General features: G+C 72.8%; 17 protein-coding genes and 1 tRNA gene. 11 read left to right on the forward strand and 7 right to left on the reverse strand.

All coding sequences use genetic code 11. The annotated features are described in order from the left end of the window. Positions 1-9: 9 nt before the first annotated feature. Positions 10-408 carry a hypothetical protein gene (locus tag WMF43_RS45955; protein ID WP_437674967.1) on the reverse strand — a complete coding sequence of 133 codons (399 nt, stop codon included), beginning with the start codon at positions 406-408 and terminating at the stop codon, positions 10-12. Positions 409-642: 234 nt separating this feature from the next. Between WMF43_RS45955 and WMF43_RS45960 the strand changes: the two genes are divergently transcribed. Both WMF43_RS45960 and WMF43_RS45965 read left to right on the forward strand, forming a co-directional pair. After that, on the forward strand, positions 643-1,398 hold the full coding sequence (locus tag WMF43_RS45960; protein WP_437674969.1) for an HAD family hydrolase: 756 nt from the start codon (positions 643-645) through the stop codon (positions 1,396-1,398). After that, positions 1,395-2,699 carry a hypothetical protein gene (locus WMF43_RS45965; protein ID WP_437674971.1) on the forward strand — a complete coding sequence of 435 codons (1,305 nt, stop codon included), beginning with the start codon at positions 1,395-1,397 and terminating at the stop codon, positions 2,697-2,699. The genes WMF43_RS45960 and WMF43_RS45965 overlap by 4 nt, the downstream gene beginning before the upstream one ends. Before the next feature lie 112 nt (positions 2,700-2,811). Here WMF43_RS45965 and WMF43_RS45970 read toward each other — a convergent pair whose 3' ends face one another. Further along, a complete protein-coding gene (locus WMF43_RS45970) occupies positions 2,812-3,276 on the reverse strand; it encodes an acyl-CoA thioesterase (protein ID WP_437674973.1) in 465 nt (154 codons plus the stop codon). Between the two features lie 157 nt (positions 3,277-3,433). Between WMF43_RS45970 and hpt the strand changes: the two genes are divergently transcribed. Further along, entirely contained in the window at positions 3,434-3,955 is a 522-nt protein-coding gene (hpt, locus tag WMF43_RS45975; RefSeq protein ID WP_437674975.1) for a hypoxanthine phosphoribosyltransferase, read from the forward strand. After that, positions 3,952-4,275 carry a tetratricopeptide repeat protein gene (locus WMF43_RS45980; RefSeq protein ID WP_437674977.1) on the forward strand — a complete coding sequence of 108 codons (324 nt, stop codon included), beginning with the start codon at positions 3,952-3,954 and terminating at the stop codon, positions 4,273-4,275. The genes hpt and WMF43_RS45980 overlap by 4 nt, the downstream gene beginning before the upstream one ends. A gap of 48 nt (positions 4,276-4,323) precedes the next feature. Here the strand turns inward: WMF43_RS45980 and WMF43_RS45985 are convergent, their stop codons facing one another. The 3 genes from WMF43_RS45985 to WMF43_RS45995 are packed head-to-tail and all read right to left on the reverse strand — an operon-like array spanning position 4,324 to position 7,049. Further along, on the reverse strand, positions 4,324-5,718 hold the full coding sequence (locus tag WMF43_RS45985; protein WP_437674979.1) for a replication-associated recombination protein A: 1,395 nt from the start codon (positions 5,716-5,718) through the stop codon (positions 4,324-4,326). After that, positions 5,715-6,329, reverse strand: a complete 615-nt coding sequence (locus WMF43_RS45990; protein WP_437674981.1) for a peroxiredoxin family protein — start codon at positions 6,327-6,329, stop codon at positions 5,715-5,717. Before WMF43_RS45990 ends, WMF43_RS45985 begins: the two co-directional genes overlap by 4 nt. Before the next feature lie 24 nt (positions 6,330-6,353). Beyond that, positions 6,354-7,049: a YggS family pyridoxal phosphate-dependent enzyme gene (locus WMF43_RS45995; RefSeq protein WP_437674983.1), complete on the reverse strand. Its 696-nt coding sequence runs from the start codon at positions 7,047-7,049 to the stop codon at positions 6,354-6,356. Positions 7,050-7,292: 243 nt separating this feature from the next. Here WMF43_RS45995 and WMF43_RS46000 point away from each other — a divergent pair, with 243 nt between their 5' ends. Both WMF43_RS46000 and WMF43_RS46005 read left to right on the forward strand, forming a co-directional pair. Then, positions 7,293-7,700 carry a hypothetical protein gene (locus tag WMF43_RS46000; protein WP_437674985.1) on the forward strand — a complete coding sequence of 136 codons (408 nt, stop codon included), beginning with the start codon at positions 7,293-7,295 and terminating at the stop codon, positions 7,698-7,700. A gap of 475 nt (positions 7,701-8,175) precedes the next feature. Further along, positions 8,176-8,316 (forward strand): hypothetical protein, encoded by a 141-nt coding sequence (locus WMF43_RS46005; protein WP_437674987.1) that lies wholly within the window; start codon positions 8,176-8,178, stop codon positions 8,314-8,316. Positions 8,317-8,443: 127 nt separating this feature from the next. On the opposite strand, the gene WMF43_RS46010 is transcribed toward WMF43_RS46005, so the two are convergent. Then, positions 8,444-8,947, reverse strand: coding sequence for a cyclic nucleotide-binding domain-containing protein (locus WMF43_RS46010; protein WP_437674988.1), 504 nt, complete (start codon positions 8,945-8,947; stop codon positions 8,444-8,446). 165 nt (positions 8,948-9,112) lie between these two features. Further along, the gene (locus WMF43_RS46015) at positions 9,113-9,547 is read right to left on the reverse strand and encodes an N-acetyltransferase family protein (RefSeq protein ID WP_437674989.1); all 435 of its coding nucleotides are present in this window, start codon (positions 9,545-9,547) and stop codon (positions 9,113-9,115) included. 185 nt (positions 9,548-9,732) lie between these two features. Between WMF43_RS46015 and rpe the strand changes: the two genes are divergently transcribed. From rpe to WMF43_RS46040, 5 genes are all read left to right on the forward strand, one after another. Continuing rightward, on the forward strand, positions 9,733-10,446 hold the full coding sequence (gene rpe, locus WMF43_RS46020) for a ribulose-phosphate 3-epimerase (protein WP_437674991.1): 714 nt from the start codon (positions 9,733-9,735) through the stop codon (positions 10,444-10,446). Continuing rightward, positions 10,443-11,969 carry a hypothetical protein gene (locus WMF43_RS46025; protein WP_437674993.1) on the forward strand — a complete coding sequence of 509 codons (1,527 nt, stop codon included), beginning with the start codon at positions 10,443-10,445 and terminating at the stop codon, positions 11,967-11,969. The genes rpe and WMF43_RS46025 overlap by 4 nt, the downstream gene beginning before the upstream one ends. Positions 11,970-12,122: 153 nt before the next feature. Beyond that, positions 12,123-12,209 (forward strand) — tRNA-Ser (locus tag WMF43_RS46030). Between the two features lie 508 nt (positions 12,210-12,717). After that, positions 12,718-14,142: a YecA family protein gene (locus WMF43_RS46035; protein WP_437674995.1), complete on the forward strand. Its 1,425-nt coding sequence runs from the start codon at positions 12,718-12,720 to the stop codon at positions 14,140-14,142. A gap of 86 nt (positions 14,143-14,228) precedes the next feature. Continuing rightward, positions 14,229-14,735 carry a hypothetical protein gene (locus WMF43_RS46040; protein WP_437674997.1) on the forward strand — a complete coding sequence of 169 codons (507 nt, stop codon included), beginning with the start codon at positions 14,229-14,231 and terminating at the stop codon, positions 14,733-14,735. Positions 14,736-14,841 lie beyond the last annotated feature (106 nt).

Consider the following 14,841-nt stretch of genomic DNA (forward strand, 5'->3'; position numbering starts at 1 on the left):
CGGCCGGCCTCAGTTGTTCTTCGCGGCTTTGCTCAGGAGGATCGCGCGGCCGGAGCCGATGTCCCAGCGAAGGGTCTGGTCCGTGGCGAAGCGGAACTCGGCCTCGTCGCGGCCACCCTCGGGACGAAGGAACGCAACCGTCACCTGATCGCCGTCGGACTTCGTCACCTTGAACGTGCCCGTGCGCGGCGTCTCGGCGGGCACGGTCACCGTTACCTTGTTGCCGTTGAACTCGATCGCCGCGCCCTTCACCCATCCCGTCGCCTTCGCGAGCTGATCCCCGGGGACGTTCTCGATCGCCTCGCCATTCCAGCGCCCCTGGAGGCGATCGCGGGGGGTCTTCGAGCAGCCCGCCACAGCGGGCAGCGCCAGCGCCAGGGCCAGAACGGTCTTGATGCGGTTGTGCATGGGCCTTCCTTCGGGAGTCGAACGGTCCCGATGTGGAAAATGCTACAGAGGGCGGAACGAAGGGGCCAACAATGTAGGATGTTTCTGCACACTTACGCCTACCGGCGAAGGGGAGCGGGGGGCCGGCGGACGGGGGCGCGGGGTGACGGCGCGGCTTCTGGGGAGCGCGAGTTCGCGCTAGGGTTCGCCGGGAGGAGCGGCGCGGGACGCGCGCTCTTTCGCTGCGGGACGACCTTGAGCACGCTGTTCTACGAGAAGCGCCTCGTCGCCGCCGAGCGGACGCGGCTCCTGGACTCCATCGTCGAACGCGCGGGCGATCGGGCGGAGGGGCCGCCGGTGATCGTGTTCGATCTCGACGGGACCCTGATGGACAACCGGCCGCGGGTGGTCGCGATCCTGCACGAGCTCGCGGAGGAGTGGCGGCGCAAGCACCCGGAGATCGCGCCGCTGCTCGAGCGCGCGGCGCCGGAAGGGATCGTGTACGGGTTCCAGGAGAACCTGCGACGGCTCGGCGTGCTCGACGAGTCGCTGCACCTGCACGCGTTCGAGTTCTGGAAGGCACGCTTCTTCAGCGACCCCCACATCCGGCACGACGTCGAGGTGCCCGGCGCAAGCCAGTACGCGCGCGACTGCCACGCGGCGGGGGCAACGCTCGTGTACCTCACCGGGCGCGACCTCCCGAACATGGCGCTCGGCTCGTTCGCGAGCCTCCGCGACCTCGGGTTCCCCATCGGGGTCATCGGCACGGAGCTGGTCGTCAAGCCGCGGTTCGAGATGCCCGACACCGCGTTCAAGCGGAGCGTCGCCCCGGAGCTCGCCAGGATCGGGCGCGTGATCGCGGCCTTCGACAACGAGGCGGCGAACTGCAACCTGCTGCTCGCATGCCACCCCCGCGCCGCCGCGGTTTTCCTCGACACGCAGTGCGCGCCCGACCCGCCGCCGCTCGATCCGCGGGTGCAGGTGATCCACACGTTCGAGCGGGAGCCGTGAGCCGCGCGCGCGGGGCCGTCCTGGGGCTCCTGCTCGCCGCCGGGTGCGACCCGACGCGCCAGCAGCCCGAAGGCCCCGTGGACGCCGGCGCGAGCCCGAACGCGAAGATCCTGCCCGCGCCGCTCGCGAACGAGGAGCCGGACCTGGTCGACGCGTCCACGCCGGAGGCCGGCGTGACGCTCGTGTCCGACGACTACGGCCGGCTCATCCTGTCCGAGACGGGCCAGCTGTCGCCCGTGCCGCTGCCGCCCGCGGCGCCGCTGCCGCAGGACACGCTGTCGGCGCGCGAGCTCTCCGGCGTCACGCTCGAGGCGGCCTTCCGGTGGCGCGACGTGCCGCAGCCGCTCAAGGCGCCCGAGGTGGCGGCCGACGGGATCCGCGCAGCCCAGCGGCTCACCGAGCTGACGTGGAGGATCGACCTCGCGGACACGGGCCGCATGCGGATCGCGTTCACGTCGCGGGCCCTCCCGCTGCCCGCCGGCTCCGAGCTCCGCGCCCGCAACGACGTCTACGGCGAGGTCCTGCTCTGGCCGGGCCTGAACCAGTACCGGGTCCTGCCGCCAGGGGCGCTCCGCACGCTCATGGCCGAGCGCCGCGTCGACGTGACGCCGCTGTCGGCCGGCTCGGCACGGCCGGTCGGCGAGGGCACGCGGCTCGGGCACACCGTCCGCAAGGTCGAGATCAACGCGAGCCTCGGCGCGCTCTACCTTGAGCTCGGCAAGGTGCCCGAGGCCGGCGAGGGCGGGCCGCTGCTCTGCCGGGCGCTGCTCGAGATCCTCGGCGTCGATCCGAAGTCGCCCGAGTGCGCGGCCGGCGAGGTGCCGCTCGCCGCGAGCTACGCCTGGCAGGGCGGCGGCGGCGTCGGCTTCGAGGTCACGTCGGCCACCCGGCGCTCCGATCTGGTCTCGACCGACCTGCTCATGCCGCCGCCGAGCGCAGCGTACGCGGCCTCGGGGCTCCCCTCCGCGCAGGGCGGCGTCTTCCTGAACCGCGACGAGCTCGCGGCCATCCGCACGGGGCCGCTCGCGCTGCCGCCGAGCGGCGACCCCGGCGCGCCCGGCGAAGGCTTCGTCGCGGTCAACCAGTCCGACACGCTGTTTTACCTGCTCGTCGACGGCATCCCCGCGGTCGCGGTGCCCCCGATGGGCGAGCGCTACGTCGTCGGACCGTCCCGCGGGCTCTACGTCGTCCAGTGGCGCACGTTCCTCGGCGAGAGCATCGAGCCGCCGCAGACGGTCGAGATGCCGGCGCGCCTCGTCCGCAGCAGCGGGGCCGACGCGGGCGCGCCGGACGGCCGCTGAGGCCGCCAGATCAACGCTGCCAGGCGGCGCTGAGGCCGCCGGGTGAACGTCGCCCCGCACGGCGCTGAGGCTGCCGGGTGAACGTTGACCGCCGGCCGCTCTGGCGACCCGATCAACCGGCGGCGGTCGGATCGGGGCTCGCCAGGATGCGGGCGAGGTCGTCCGGGAGCCGCGTCAGGACGAGGCTCGAGCTGAGGCACGCGAGCAGGACGTCACCGTCGCAGATCCGCGTCTCGTCGCGGAAGATGCGGTAAGTGAAGCGCGCGGTGACCCGGTGGATCTCGCTGCAGGTCGTCTCGACGACGAGGCGGTCGCCGAAGCGCGCGGGCTGGCGGTACTTGATCCGCATCTCCGCGACCGCGAGGTGGATGCCCCGCCGCACCACCTCGTCGTAGGAGAGACCCCGCCGCTTCAGCCAGTCGATGCGGCCGGCTTCGAGGTAGGCGACGTAGCTGCCGTGGTGGACGACGCCCATCAGGTCCGTCTCGCAGAAGCGGACGTCGAGCGAGTAACGCGAGGTGAGGTGCGAGGGGGCGTCGGGCGAAGGAGACGAAGGAGGTGAAGGAGGGAGCGGCATCGCGGGCGGCCGCGAGCCTAGCCCAGTTCTGGCCCGGGCGTCCGCAGGTCGCGGCGACCGAGCGCGGGTAGGAAGGATGACCGCTGGATCCGGCGCGCGCGGGCGGGGGGCCTCCCGCCGCGCTGGTCGCGGCGTCGCCGCGGTGTTAGCGGGCCGCATGGCGAACGTCCGGACGCTCTTGTCCGCCGAGCAGATCGGCGCCCGCGTGCGCGAGCTCGGCGCCCAGATCACCAAGGACTACGCGGAGCGGCGCCTCGTGCTCGTCTCCGTGCTCAAGGGGAGCTTCGTGTTCACCGCCGACCTCGCGCGGCAGATCGACCTCCCGACCCGGATCGAGTTCCTCGGCGTGCGCAGCTACGGCGAGGGCACGGCCACGACCGGGGTCGTCCAGATCACGCAGGACCTGAGCCGCCCGATCGAGGGCGAGGACGTGCTCCTCGTCGAGGACATCGTGGACACGGGCCTCACGATCTCGCACCTGCTCCAGCTCTTCCGCACGAGGATGCCGAGCAGCGTGAAGGTCTGCGCGCTGCTGCACAAGCCGGCGCGCGCGCGGGTCGAGGTGCCGATCGACTACCTGGGCTTCACGATCGAGGACAAGTTCGTCGTGGGCTACGGGCTCGACTGGGCCGAGCGTTACCGGAACCTGCCGTACATCGGCGTTGTGGAGGCGACGTGAGCAAGCGGCTCTTGATGCTCGAGAAGATGACCCAGGGCGGGTCGAAGGATCCCTTCCACTGGTACGCGCTCGCGCTGGAGTACGCGGGCCAGGAGCGCCACGACGACGCGCTCGCGACGTTCGACGCGCTCCGGGCGATCGACGCGGCGTACGTGCCGATGTACCTGATGTGCGGGACGATGCTCGTGAAGATCGGCCGCGTCGACGAGGGGCGCGCGTGGCTCCGCGACGGCATCGGCGTGGCGCGCAGCAAGGGAGACCAGCACGCGCTGAGCGAGCTCACGCAGGCGCTCGCCGGCGCAGGGGGCGACGAGGCCTGACCGCGGGCGCGCGGCGAGGGCGCGGCGGCTGAGCCGCGGCGCCGCCGCTCAGCCGCCGCCCTCGCCCTCGCCGCCGCCCGCGCCGCGGAGCCGGCGGAGGCGCTCGCCGATGGTGCGCTCGTAGCCGCGATCGGTGGGCTCGTAGAAGCGGCTGCCGGCGAGGGGCTCGGGCAGGTAGGTCTCGCCCAGCGCGACGCCGCCCGGCTCGTCGTGCGCGTAGCGGTAGCCCTCGCCGTAGCCCTCGTCGCGCATCACGCGCGTCACGGCGTTGCGCAGCGCGAGCGGGACGGGGAGCGCGCCGTGCTCGCGCACCGCGGCCTGCGCCGACTGCCAGGCCACCTTGCAGGCGTTCGATTTCGGCGCGGTGGCGAGGTACAGCGCCGCCTGCGTGAGCGGGTAGAGGCCCTCCGGCATGCCCATCCGCCGGAACGCGGCGTCCGCGGCGACCGCGAGCTCGAGGGCGCGCGGGTCGGCGTTGCCGATGTCCTCGGAGGCGAAGATCATCATCCGGCGCAGCAGGAAGAGCGGGTCGTCGCCGGCCTCGATCATGCGCATCAGCCAGTAGACGGCGGCGTCGGGGTCGGAGCCGCGCATCGACTTGATGAAGGCGCTGATGACGTTGTAGTGCTCCTCGCCGGCCTTGTCGTAGAGCAGCGTCTTGTGCTCGCTCGCGCCCGCGATGAGCTCGCGCGTGATCCGGGGGACGCCGGCGCGCGCGGCCTCGTCGGCGGCGATCTCCAGCGTGGTGAGCGCCCTGCGCGCGTCGCCCTGCGCGAGCGCCGCGATCGCCGAGAGCGCGTCGTCGTCGGCGTCCATCGCGCCGGCGAGCCCCGCGGGCGCGGCGAGGGCGCGGCGCAGGAGCTCGACGATCTCCGGGGCGTCGAGGCCCTGGAGCCGGAAGACCTTGCACCGGGAGAGGAGCGGCGCGTTCACCGCGAACGAGGGGTTCTCGGTGGTCGCGCCGATCAGCGTGATGGTCCCGTCCTCGACGTGCGGGAGGAAGGCGTCCTGCTGGGCCTTGTTGAAGCGGTGGATCTCGTCGACGAAGAGGATCGTGCGCTTGCCCTCGTAGGAGCGGGCGGTGCGCGCCTCGGCGAGGATCTCGCGGAGCTCCGGGACGCCGCCCAGCACGGCGTTGAAGGGGACGAAGCGGGCGTTCGTGGTGTGCGCGATGACGCGCGCGAGCGTCGTCTTGCCGGCGCCCGGCGGGCCCCAGAGGATCATCGAGGGGACGCGGTCGGCCGCGATCGCGCGGGCGAGGAGCTTGCCCTCGCCGAGCAGGTGGCCCTGGCCGATGACGTCCGCGAGGGCGCGGGGGCGCATGCGCTCGGCGAGGGGCACCGCGCCCTTGAGCTCCGGCTCGCGCTGGAGGGCGGCGTCGAAGAGCGTCGGCGCGTCGCCGCCCGCGGGCCGCCGGCGCCCGCCGCCGCGGGTCGCGCTCATTCGAAGGCCGATCTGCGCCGCGCTCCGCCGGGCTGCTCCGCGAGCAGGACCTCCACGGCGCGGCGCGCGCTCGCGGGGTCGCGGCCGACCCAGCGCACGGTGCCCGCGGCGTCGACCACGAACGTGAGCGGGACCTGCGCGACGCCGTACGTGGCGGAGAGCCGCTGGCCAGGGTCCGCGACGATGGGGAACGTGGCGCCGAGCTCGTGCGCGGCGGCGTCCGCGGCGGCTTCCGAGTCGTCGACGTTGACGCCGATGACGGCCACGCCGTCGGCCCTGCGCTCGCGCCAGAGCTGGTCGAGCGCCGGCATGGTCCGGCTGCACGCGCCGCACCAGGCCGCCCAGAAGTCGATCACGGTGACCCGCGTCCTCCGCGAGCCGGGGACGCCCACCGTGGCCGCCGCCGTGGTCTCGGCCTCGAACTCCGGCGCGACGCTGCCCACGAGCGGGTGGCGCACGGACGCGGGCATCGCGCCCGGCCCGCACCCGAGCGCGAGCAGCACGCACGCCGCGGCCGCCGGGAGGGCGCCGAGGCTGACGCCGGGGCCGACGCCGACGCGGACGCCGACGCGGACGCCGACCGAGACCTTGCGCGCCGCCTTCGCCTGCATCGCGGGGAGTCTAACGTCCCGCCGCTAGCCGCGCGCGCCGAAGATCGCGGTGCCGACCCGGACCAGCGTGGCGCCCTCGGCGATGGCGGCCTCGACGTCGTGCGACATGCCCATCGACAGCTCGGGCAGCGCCGCCTGGCCGCCGTGCGCGTCGCGCAGGGCGCGCAGCGCCGCGAAGAACGGGCGGACGTCGGCCGGGTCCTCCTTGAACGGCGCGATGGTCATCAGGCCGACGGGCCGGAGGTGCGCGCAGCGGGCGACCGCGGCGAGCAGCGGCCCGACGTCGCCGGGCGCGCAGCCGCCCTTCGTGTCCTCGCCGCCGACGTTCACCTCGATCAGGACGTCGAGCGTCCGGCCGTGCGCGGCCGCGCGCCGGTCGAGCTCGACGGCGAGCTCCTCGCGGTCGACCGAGTGCACGGCCTGCGCGACGCGCGCGACGACCTTCGCCTTGTTCCGCTGGAGCCGGCCGATGGCGTGCCACACGATCCCGTCGAGATCGGCGAGCGCCTCGGCCTTCTCCTCGAGCTCCTGCGCGTAGTTCTCGCCGAAATCGCGCTGCCCGGCGGCGTAGGCGGCGCGGATGGCGTCCGCGGGTTTGCCCTTCGACACCGCGATGAGCCGCACCTCGTCCGGCGCACGTCCGGCCCGCGCCGCGGCGTCCGCCACGCGACGCCGCACCTCATCGAGCCGCGACGCGATGCTTCCCAGGTCTTCCGACATCACGCCGCACCATACCGCGAGCCGCCGTCGTGGACACGTGGACGTCCCCTGCACCGGGCGCGACCGCGCGGCGCGCGGCGTGCGGCGCGTGGACCGGCGCGTGGACCGGCACGCGCTGTCGGATCCACCCGCCCCGGCGGCGTGCCAGAGTGTGCCTGCGGGCCGGATCAACAGCCGCCTAACCCCATAACTTCCCAGCGTTTTGTGCGTGGCACGTGGATTGCGAGCATCCGGGCACCCGCCATGCGAAGCTTGCTGGTTCTTTCCGTGCTCATCGCGGTCGGATGCTCGTTCAATCCGCAACCCGAGCCGCCGATGGACCCTCCCACGCCGCCGATCGGCGGGAGCACCGGTGCCGGGGCGGAGGACAGCGCCAGCGGCGCGTCCAGCGGCGGAGGAGCCGCCGCTGGCCACCCGCCATCCTCCACGGGGAACGGCGGAGGGATCGGCGATCCGGGCAGCGGCGGTCGGGGCGGCGGCAATGAGGCCGGCGGCGACCCAGGGGATGGCGGCGGCGGCGACGGGGTCGGCGGCGATGGCGGCGGCGGCGATGGCGGCGGCGGCGGCGATGGCGGCGGCGGCGGCGATGGCGGCGGTCAGGGCGGCCAGGACTGCGGCACAGGGGGCGCTGGCAGCGTGGATTGCGGGTGAGGAAACTCGGGGCGCGGCGCTGAAGGGCTGTGGCCCTCGCCGCGAGCGCGCGCCAACATAGGCGAACGGCCGCGCCGCATGCCGCGCTCCTGCCGGAAGGAGCGCTGCGCAGCCGCAAGCAGAGCTGCGCAGCCGCGTGGCGGAGGCGCACGGTGCTGTAGGAGAGACCTTATGCACAAGCTTGTCGTCCTTGGGTTCGGGTTGGTGCTCGCGGGCTGTGGCTTCAACCCACAACCCGATCCCCCCCTCACCGGCCTGGGCGCCGGGAGCGGGTCAACCGGCGGGAGCTTCTCGTCTGGCGAGACCGACAACGACGAGATCGACCACGGCGGTGGCGGAGGAAGGGACGCCGGCGACGGAGCTGGCAACACCGATCCGGGCGGTACCGGCGGCGCGGCCGCACCCACCGAAACCCCGGACGGCGAAGGCGGAGCCGGCGGGGCCGGCGAAGGCGGGGCCGGCGAAGGCGGGGCCGGTGGGGCCGGTGGGGCTGGTGCAGGCGGAGCCGGTGGGGCTGGTGCAGGCGGAGCCGGCGCAGGCGGAGCCGGTGGGGCCGGCGCAGGCGGAGCCAGCGGCGCGATCGGTCAAGGCGGCGCCTGAGGGCGGCGCCGGCTGAATGCCGGCGCCCGCGGCGCCAGCGGCATCGCCACAACACCAACGGCCCGGCCCGCGACCCCGCGCGGCCAGGCCGGCTCAGATCGCGGGGCGACGCGGCCGCGGCGACCCCGCGCGGCCGGGCCGGCTCAGATCGCGGGGCGGCGCGGCCGCGCGTACTCGTCGAGCATGTTCGCGACGAGCTCGGCGAGCAGGCTGTCGGCCACGCGGAGGCGGCGCGACATCTCGCGCGCGATGTTCAGCACGAGCAGCGTGTACGACTTGAGATCGCGCCGGTAGAGCGCGTCGAGGTCGTGCGCCGTGACGCGCATCAGGCGCGACGGGGCGATCGCCCGCACGGTCGCCGAGCGCGGCATCACGTCGAGGATCGACATCTCGCCGAACCAGTCGCTCGGGCCCAGCACCGCGACCCTCGCCTCGACCTCGCGCTTCGAGCGCTTGAGCACTTCCATCTCGCCCTCGAGCAGGACGAACATCTCGCGGCCGCTGTCGCCCTCGCGGAACGCGACGGCGCCCGGCTGCAGCTCGACGAGCTCGAGCGAGTCGGCGAGGCCGGAGAGGACCTGGTCGCTCAGGCCCCCGAACAGGCCGATCTCGCGCAGCTGCGCGGTGAGCTCGGGGCTGCGGCTCACGGCGATCCACCGCGCGCGCCGGCGGCGGCCGTCACGTCAGCCGACCCGGGGACGCCCACCGACACCACGCGAACACGAAAGCCTTCTCCCATCACCGCACCTCGCGGCACCGCGCGGTGCCAGGTCGAGAGCCTACGTCGCACGAAGAGCACGTCAACGCTCACGCTAGAGGTCCTTCGTGAACACAATCCGCGGGCGCCCAGGGCCGGCGTAGTCCTCGACCTCCGCCGCCGACCAGCCGACCGCCGCATGGAAGCGCACCGACCCCTCGTTGCCCAGCGTCGTGATCGCCTTGAGCTGCCGGCAGCCCTCGCGACGACAATCCTCCTCGAACGCCGCATAGAGCATCCTGCCGACGCCGCGGCGGCGGTAGTCGGGGTGAATGCCGACGAGGTGCACGTACCCCACGGCCGCGTCCGGGCACTTGAACCCGAGGAGGAAGCCGACGAGCAGCCCTTGGTCCTCGACGACGCGGGCGAGCCGGCCGAGCTCGTAGAAGAAGATCGGGTGCGCAAGCGCGCTGGTCGGCCCCGCCCACCACCGATCGATCTCACCCACGATCCGGTCGTAGTCGAGCTTCGTCAGCGGCCGTGTCTCCATGCATCACCTCACTCGAACGTTTCGGGATCTACCTTCGCTCGGCAAACGCCGCGCGCCGCGGCGCGCGGCCGCGCGTGGACCTCGGCAGCCTAGCAGCCGCGCCTGGCTCTCCGTAAGCGTTCGCGGGGAGGCCCACGCGAGCGCCCCCGCTAGCCGCCACGCGTCACGCCTGCTAGCGCTAGCACGTGCGTCACGAGAAGATCATCGTCGCTCCGTCGATTTTGTCCGCCGACTTCGGTCGCCTCGCCGAGGACGTGCGCGCCGTCGAGGCCGCCGGCGCCGACTGGGTCCACGTCGACGTGATGGATGGGCGGTTTGTGCCAAACATTACGATCGGACCGCTCATCGTGCGGGCCGTTCGTGCCGCGACGCGTCTACCTCTCGACGTCCACCTGATGATCGTGGAGCCCGAGCGCTACGTGGACGAGTTCGCGGCGGCCGGGGCCGACCGGATCTCGGTCCACGTCGAGGCGTCGCCGCACCTGCACCGGACCCTTCAGCAGGTCAGGGACGCGGGCGCGCGGCCGGGCGTGGTGCTGAACCCCCACACGTCGGAGGAGTCGATCCGGCACGTGCTGCCCGATCTCGATCTGATCCTGGTGATGAGCGTGAACCCCGGGTTCGGCGGGCAGAAGTTCATCCCGGGCGCGATCCCCAAGCTCCAGAGCCTGCGCCGGATGATCGATGAGGCGGGGCTCGATACCGTGCTCGAGGTCGACGGCGGGATCGCGCCGTCGACGTCGGGGCAGGTCGTCGCCGCCGGGGCGAGGGCGCTCGTCGCGGGCTCGGCGGTGTTCGGCGCGGTGGCGCCGGGCGAGACGTTGTCGTTCGACGCGCGCGTGGCGCGTTACGCCGAGGCGATCCGCGCGCTCCGCGCGCCCGCCGGGGAGCAAGCGTGATCCAGCGCGATCGCGCGGCGGGCGCCGCGGCGGACGAGGCGCAGCGGGAGAGGGCGCGGCCCGGGAGGCTCCGGGGGCGCGCGGCGGCGGCGATCGCGGCGGTGGTCGCGCTCGCAGGGACGGCGATGCTGGCCGGCTGCGCGCAGCCGGCGCCGCCGCCAGGGTCGGCGCGGGCGCCGGCGGCGAGCGCGAAGGCCCCCGGGGGCGGGGCCGCGGCCCCGGAGGCACAAGCGGGAGGGAAGGCAGGCGAGGGGAAAGGCAAGGGCGAGGACGCCGAACGCGCCGCCGATCCGGAGGTCGCGCTGGCGCTCGCGCGCGTCGCGAAGGCGCGCGGGCTGCCGGTGCGCCGCGACGTGCCGAGCCGCGTGCTCGCCCGCAGCGAGATCCTCGACCGGGTGCGCGCCCACGTCGAGCGAGAGATCCCCGAGGGCGTGCTCGACCACCAGGGCGAGGCGCTCGCGGCGCTCGAGCTCATCCCGGCCGACTACGACTTCACCGCAGGGATGTACCGCCTGCTCGAGGGCCGCATCGCCGGCTTCTACGAGCCGGAAGACGCGACGATGTACCTCGTCGACGACCTCAGCGACGACGAGGCCGACGAGACGCTGGCGCACGAGCTCGTCCACGCGCTCCAGGACCAGAGCTTCGCGCTGGGGACGCTGCTGGAGTTCAAGGCCGGCGACAGCGATCGGCTGGCCGCCGTGCACGCGCTCGTCGAGGGCGACGCGATGAGCGCGATGTTCGACGTGCTCGTCGGCTCGGCGTTCCAGGTAGACGAGTCGATGCTCCGGAAGCTCGTGGCGATGTCGACGGCGCTCTCGTCCGTGGGCGACACGCCGATCGTGCTGCAGGAGTCGCTCGGCGCGCCGTACACGGACGGCTTCGCGTTCGTGCAGGCGCTGCGTCGGCAGGGCGGCTGGCCCGCGGTGGACGCCGCGTGGCGCGCGCTGCCGGACACGACGGAGCAGCTGCTCCACCCCGAGAAGCTCGCCACCCGCGAGCCCGCCCTCGCGGTGGGCGTCCCGACGGCGGCGGCGCTCGGGCCGGGGTTCCGGGTGGTGTTCGACGACGTGATGGGCGAGCAGGCGCTCCGGATCGCGTTCGCGGCGTACGCGCATAGGGAAGCGGCGATCGGCGCGGCCGCAGGGTGGGGAGGCGACCGGTTCGCGGTCGCGCGCCGGGACGACCCGGAGGACCCGAGCCGACGCGAGTTCGCGCTCGCGTGGCGGCTGCGGTTCGACAGCGCGGCGGACGCGGCAGAGGCGGGGCGGCTGATCGAGCGGCGCTTCGGGAAAGGATGCCGGATGCGCCAGGCGCTGGGGCCGATCGCGTGGACGGCGCGCGGGAGCGACATGGCGATCGTGGCGGGGCCGTACGAGCGACGTGGGGGAGGGAGCGGGGGCGCGGGCGGGGTGGGGGCGGTGAAGGCGGCGGGGACGTGCGCGGGGGCGAAGACGTGGCTGGCGGAGGTGATGGCGGGGGCGGGGACGGGGGGAACGGCGGGGGAGGGGAGAGGGAAGTAGGGGAGAGGGGAAGGGGAGAGGGGAAGGGGAGAGGGGAAGGGGAGAGGGGAAGGGGAGAGGGGAAGGGGAGAGGGGAAGGGGAGAGGGGAGGGGAAGGGCGGCGTTGACAGGGGGCGGCAGAAGGGGCAGAAAAGCTAGTCGATCTGGGTGTTTGGAGGAGTGGCCGAGCGGTCGAAGGCAGCGGTTTTGAAAACCGCCGTTGGGGCAACTCAACCAGGGGTTCGAATCCCTTCTCCTCCGCTGATTTCTACAAGGATATCGAGCAGTTCGCGCCGTCCGGGACGTTGACGGGAGTGGACAGGCCTGGACGCAGGTTCTGGCAAATTTCTGGTACGACAGGTTCGTGGTTCCGGGCCTAGCTGCTTGACGCAGCTCGCTGTGTTCGCGGCCAGGATTTACCGTCGCCCTGCGACGAACTCTCTCGGTAGCCCGTGACCTGGTGATGCATCGCCCGGATGCGTCGTGCACGGGCACGGATCTCTGAGCGTTGACGATCTCGCTGCGCGCTGCCGGGGCACGCACATTCAGTCCAGCGCCAAGCCGGCATCATGCATTCCGTTCAGCTACCGAAAATTCTCATCGCAGCCCTCCTGAGCACACTCGCATCGACCCCAAGGGGCCATCAGCACCTGGTCATAACCCCTTTCGTCCGCTCATCAAAAATTACCACCCATCGTTGCTCCCACGCGCGCCTCACGACTGGGCAGGTAGCCAGCGGCTGGTCCTCCGGCGCGCAAGGTCGGAGCACATGGCGGACTTGTCCCTCCCTGTCCGCGCGAGTACCCAGGCCGGCGTGCAACACGCGGAGCACTTCCTGTCACGCCTCGATCGCCTGCCGCGCAGCGAGGTGGATCTCGCACTCGAGCTCTACCGAGACCCGGAGTTGCTCCGCGCTGTCCTCGACACCGCCACGCTGCCGGAGCGCGTGGAGCGGGTGGCGATCTCGCTCGACGATCCCGTGCAGGGCCCGTTCCTGGTCGTCACGCGGAGCGGCCACTTCGTCACGTGCCTCGGTCGAGGCATGCGGGCCGGGGATCTCCCCATCGTGACGCGCGGCGAGCTCGACGCGATCTCCCGGAAGGTCGCCCGGCTCCGGGAGAGGATGGACCTCGCGAAGCAGCTCGGCGGAGAGCGAGGGCACGCGCGCTTGCTGCGGCGACTCCTCGTCGCGTCCGACTCGGTGAGCCGGGAGGACTTCCTCACCGTCGCGGCCTGGGAGCCGCTCCTCGGCCCGGTGTTCCTCGACCTCTACTTGGCCATGGGACGGGAGCTCTCGCTGCAGGGGCCCATGCTCCGGACGCGCCGCAGCCGCCGGGCTCAGGACGAGGAGGTTCTTCACGCGTACTGGAACCTCCTGCACGCCGCGGGGCACATGGCCCTCCTCGGCGCGATCACCGCCGACCGAGAGCAGTACGTGTCGCTCACCGACCAGCACAAGGGAGCGCGGGCCGCGTTCAGTTATCCCCTCACCGGGACGGGCGTGGTCACGTTCATCCTCAAGGGCGCGTGGGCGGCGGCGCGCCTCGGCAAGCTCATGCTGCCCGACTACAAGAGGGCGCTCGCGGAGGACGTGAGCTTCTTCGAGCTGCTCGATACGTTGTTCGCGCTCCTCGCGATCGGAACCCGGGCGAAGAACACCCGCGCCGAGATCGTGAAGGCGCTTCACGCGGCCCCCAGCACCGCCCGTACGCCCCAGGCCAAGCGGATCCGGGAGGTGATGGGCCGCGAGGTGCAGCTCTGCTGCGAGGTCACCGCCCAGCTCCTTGAAGTGCCCGCCGAGGAGATCGAGGCGGTGGTCCGCCGCATCGGCGAGCGCTACTTCGATCCGGGTGCCGAGCGGCCGGACGATGATCCAATCCACGAAGAGCTCGTCCGCACGTTGCCGCTGATGTCCTTGACCGATGGGATCACGGACGGGAAGAAGCTGCTGGTATCGCTGCACCTCATCGCAGCCACGGCTCGTGGCGCGCCGGAGCAGTTCTATCTGCCCGGCGAGCTCGCCGAGGCGCTGCACCAGCCGTGGACACCGGCCACCACGTGGCTGGTGCTCGATCCGCTGCTGAAGGCGGAGCAGGCAGGGCGCAAGCCCGGCGCACACGCGGCGTCGATCGGGCGGCAAGACCCCTGCCCTTGCGGCAGCGGACGGAAGTTCAAGAGGTGCTGCGGGAAGTAGGTGCCGCGTGTGACATGCGTCCTCGTGGTGATGACGGAGCGGGCTGCACGGGGTGAGGCGGGCACGATGACCCTGGAGCTGGCGCGATGACCTTGTTCGACGCCTACATCTTCGTGGACTGGAGCGCGAGCAGCGCACCTACGCGACTCAAGCCGAAGAAGGACGCGGTCTGGCTCGGCGAGCTCGTTCGCGGCTCACCTCCCAGGGAGCGATATCACCGGACACGCTCGACCTGTATCGACGATCTCCTGGGGAGGCTTCGCGAGCTCGCCGCCGACAGGCTCCGTGTCCTCGTCGGGTTCGACTTCGCTTACGGGTACCCGCGAGGGTTCGCCGACGCGCTCGGCCTGCCTTCGGGCGACGCTCCCTGGGCGCGGACATGGGAGCTCCTCGCGTCGAAGATCACCGACGGCGCGAACAACGAGAGCAACCGCTGGCGTGTGGCGTCGGAGCTGAACCGGGCGCTGATGCCCGCCGCGAGTCCGGTGGGGCCGTTCTGGGGCTGCCCTCCGGGCGCTGCGACGGCCACGCTGAAGACGAGCAAGCGGGAGGGGAAGCTCGCGTTTCCGTTCCTCTCGCGGTCCGGCCGTTGAAATCGTTGAGGATTTCGTCGAGGAGCCTGGGCGCTCCCTGATGGGCCTCCCGGGGCCATTCACACGGCGACGCCGAGGCGACGCCGACCGCCGGGTGAAGATCTGC

The organism is Sorangium sp. So ce131 (assembly GCF_051519095.1).
GTDB lineage: Bacteria > Myxococcota_A > Polyangia > Polyangiales > Polyangiaceae > Sorangium.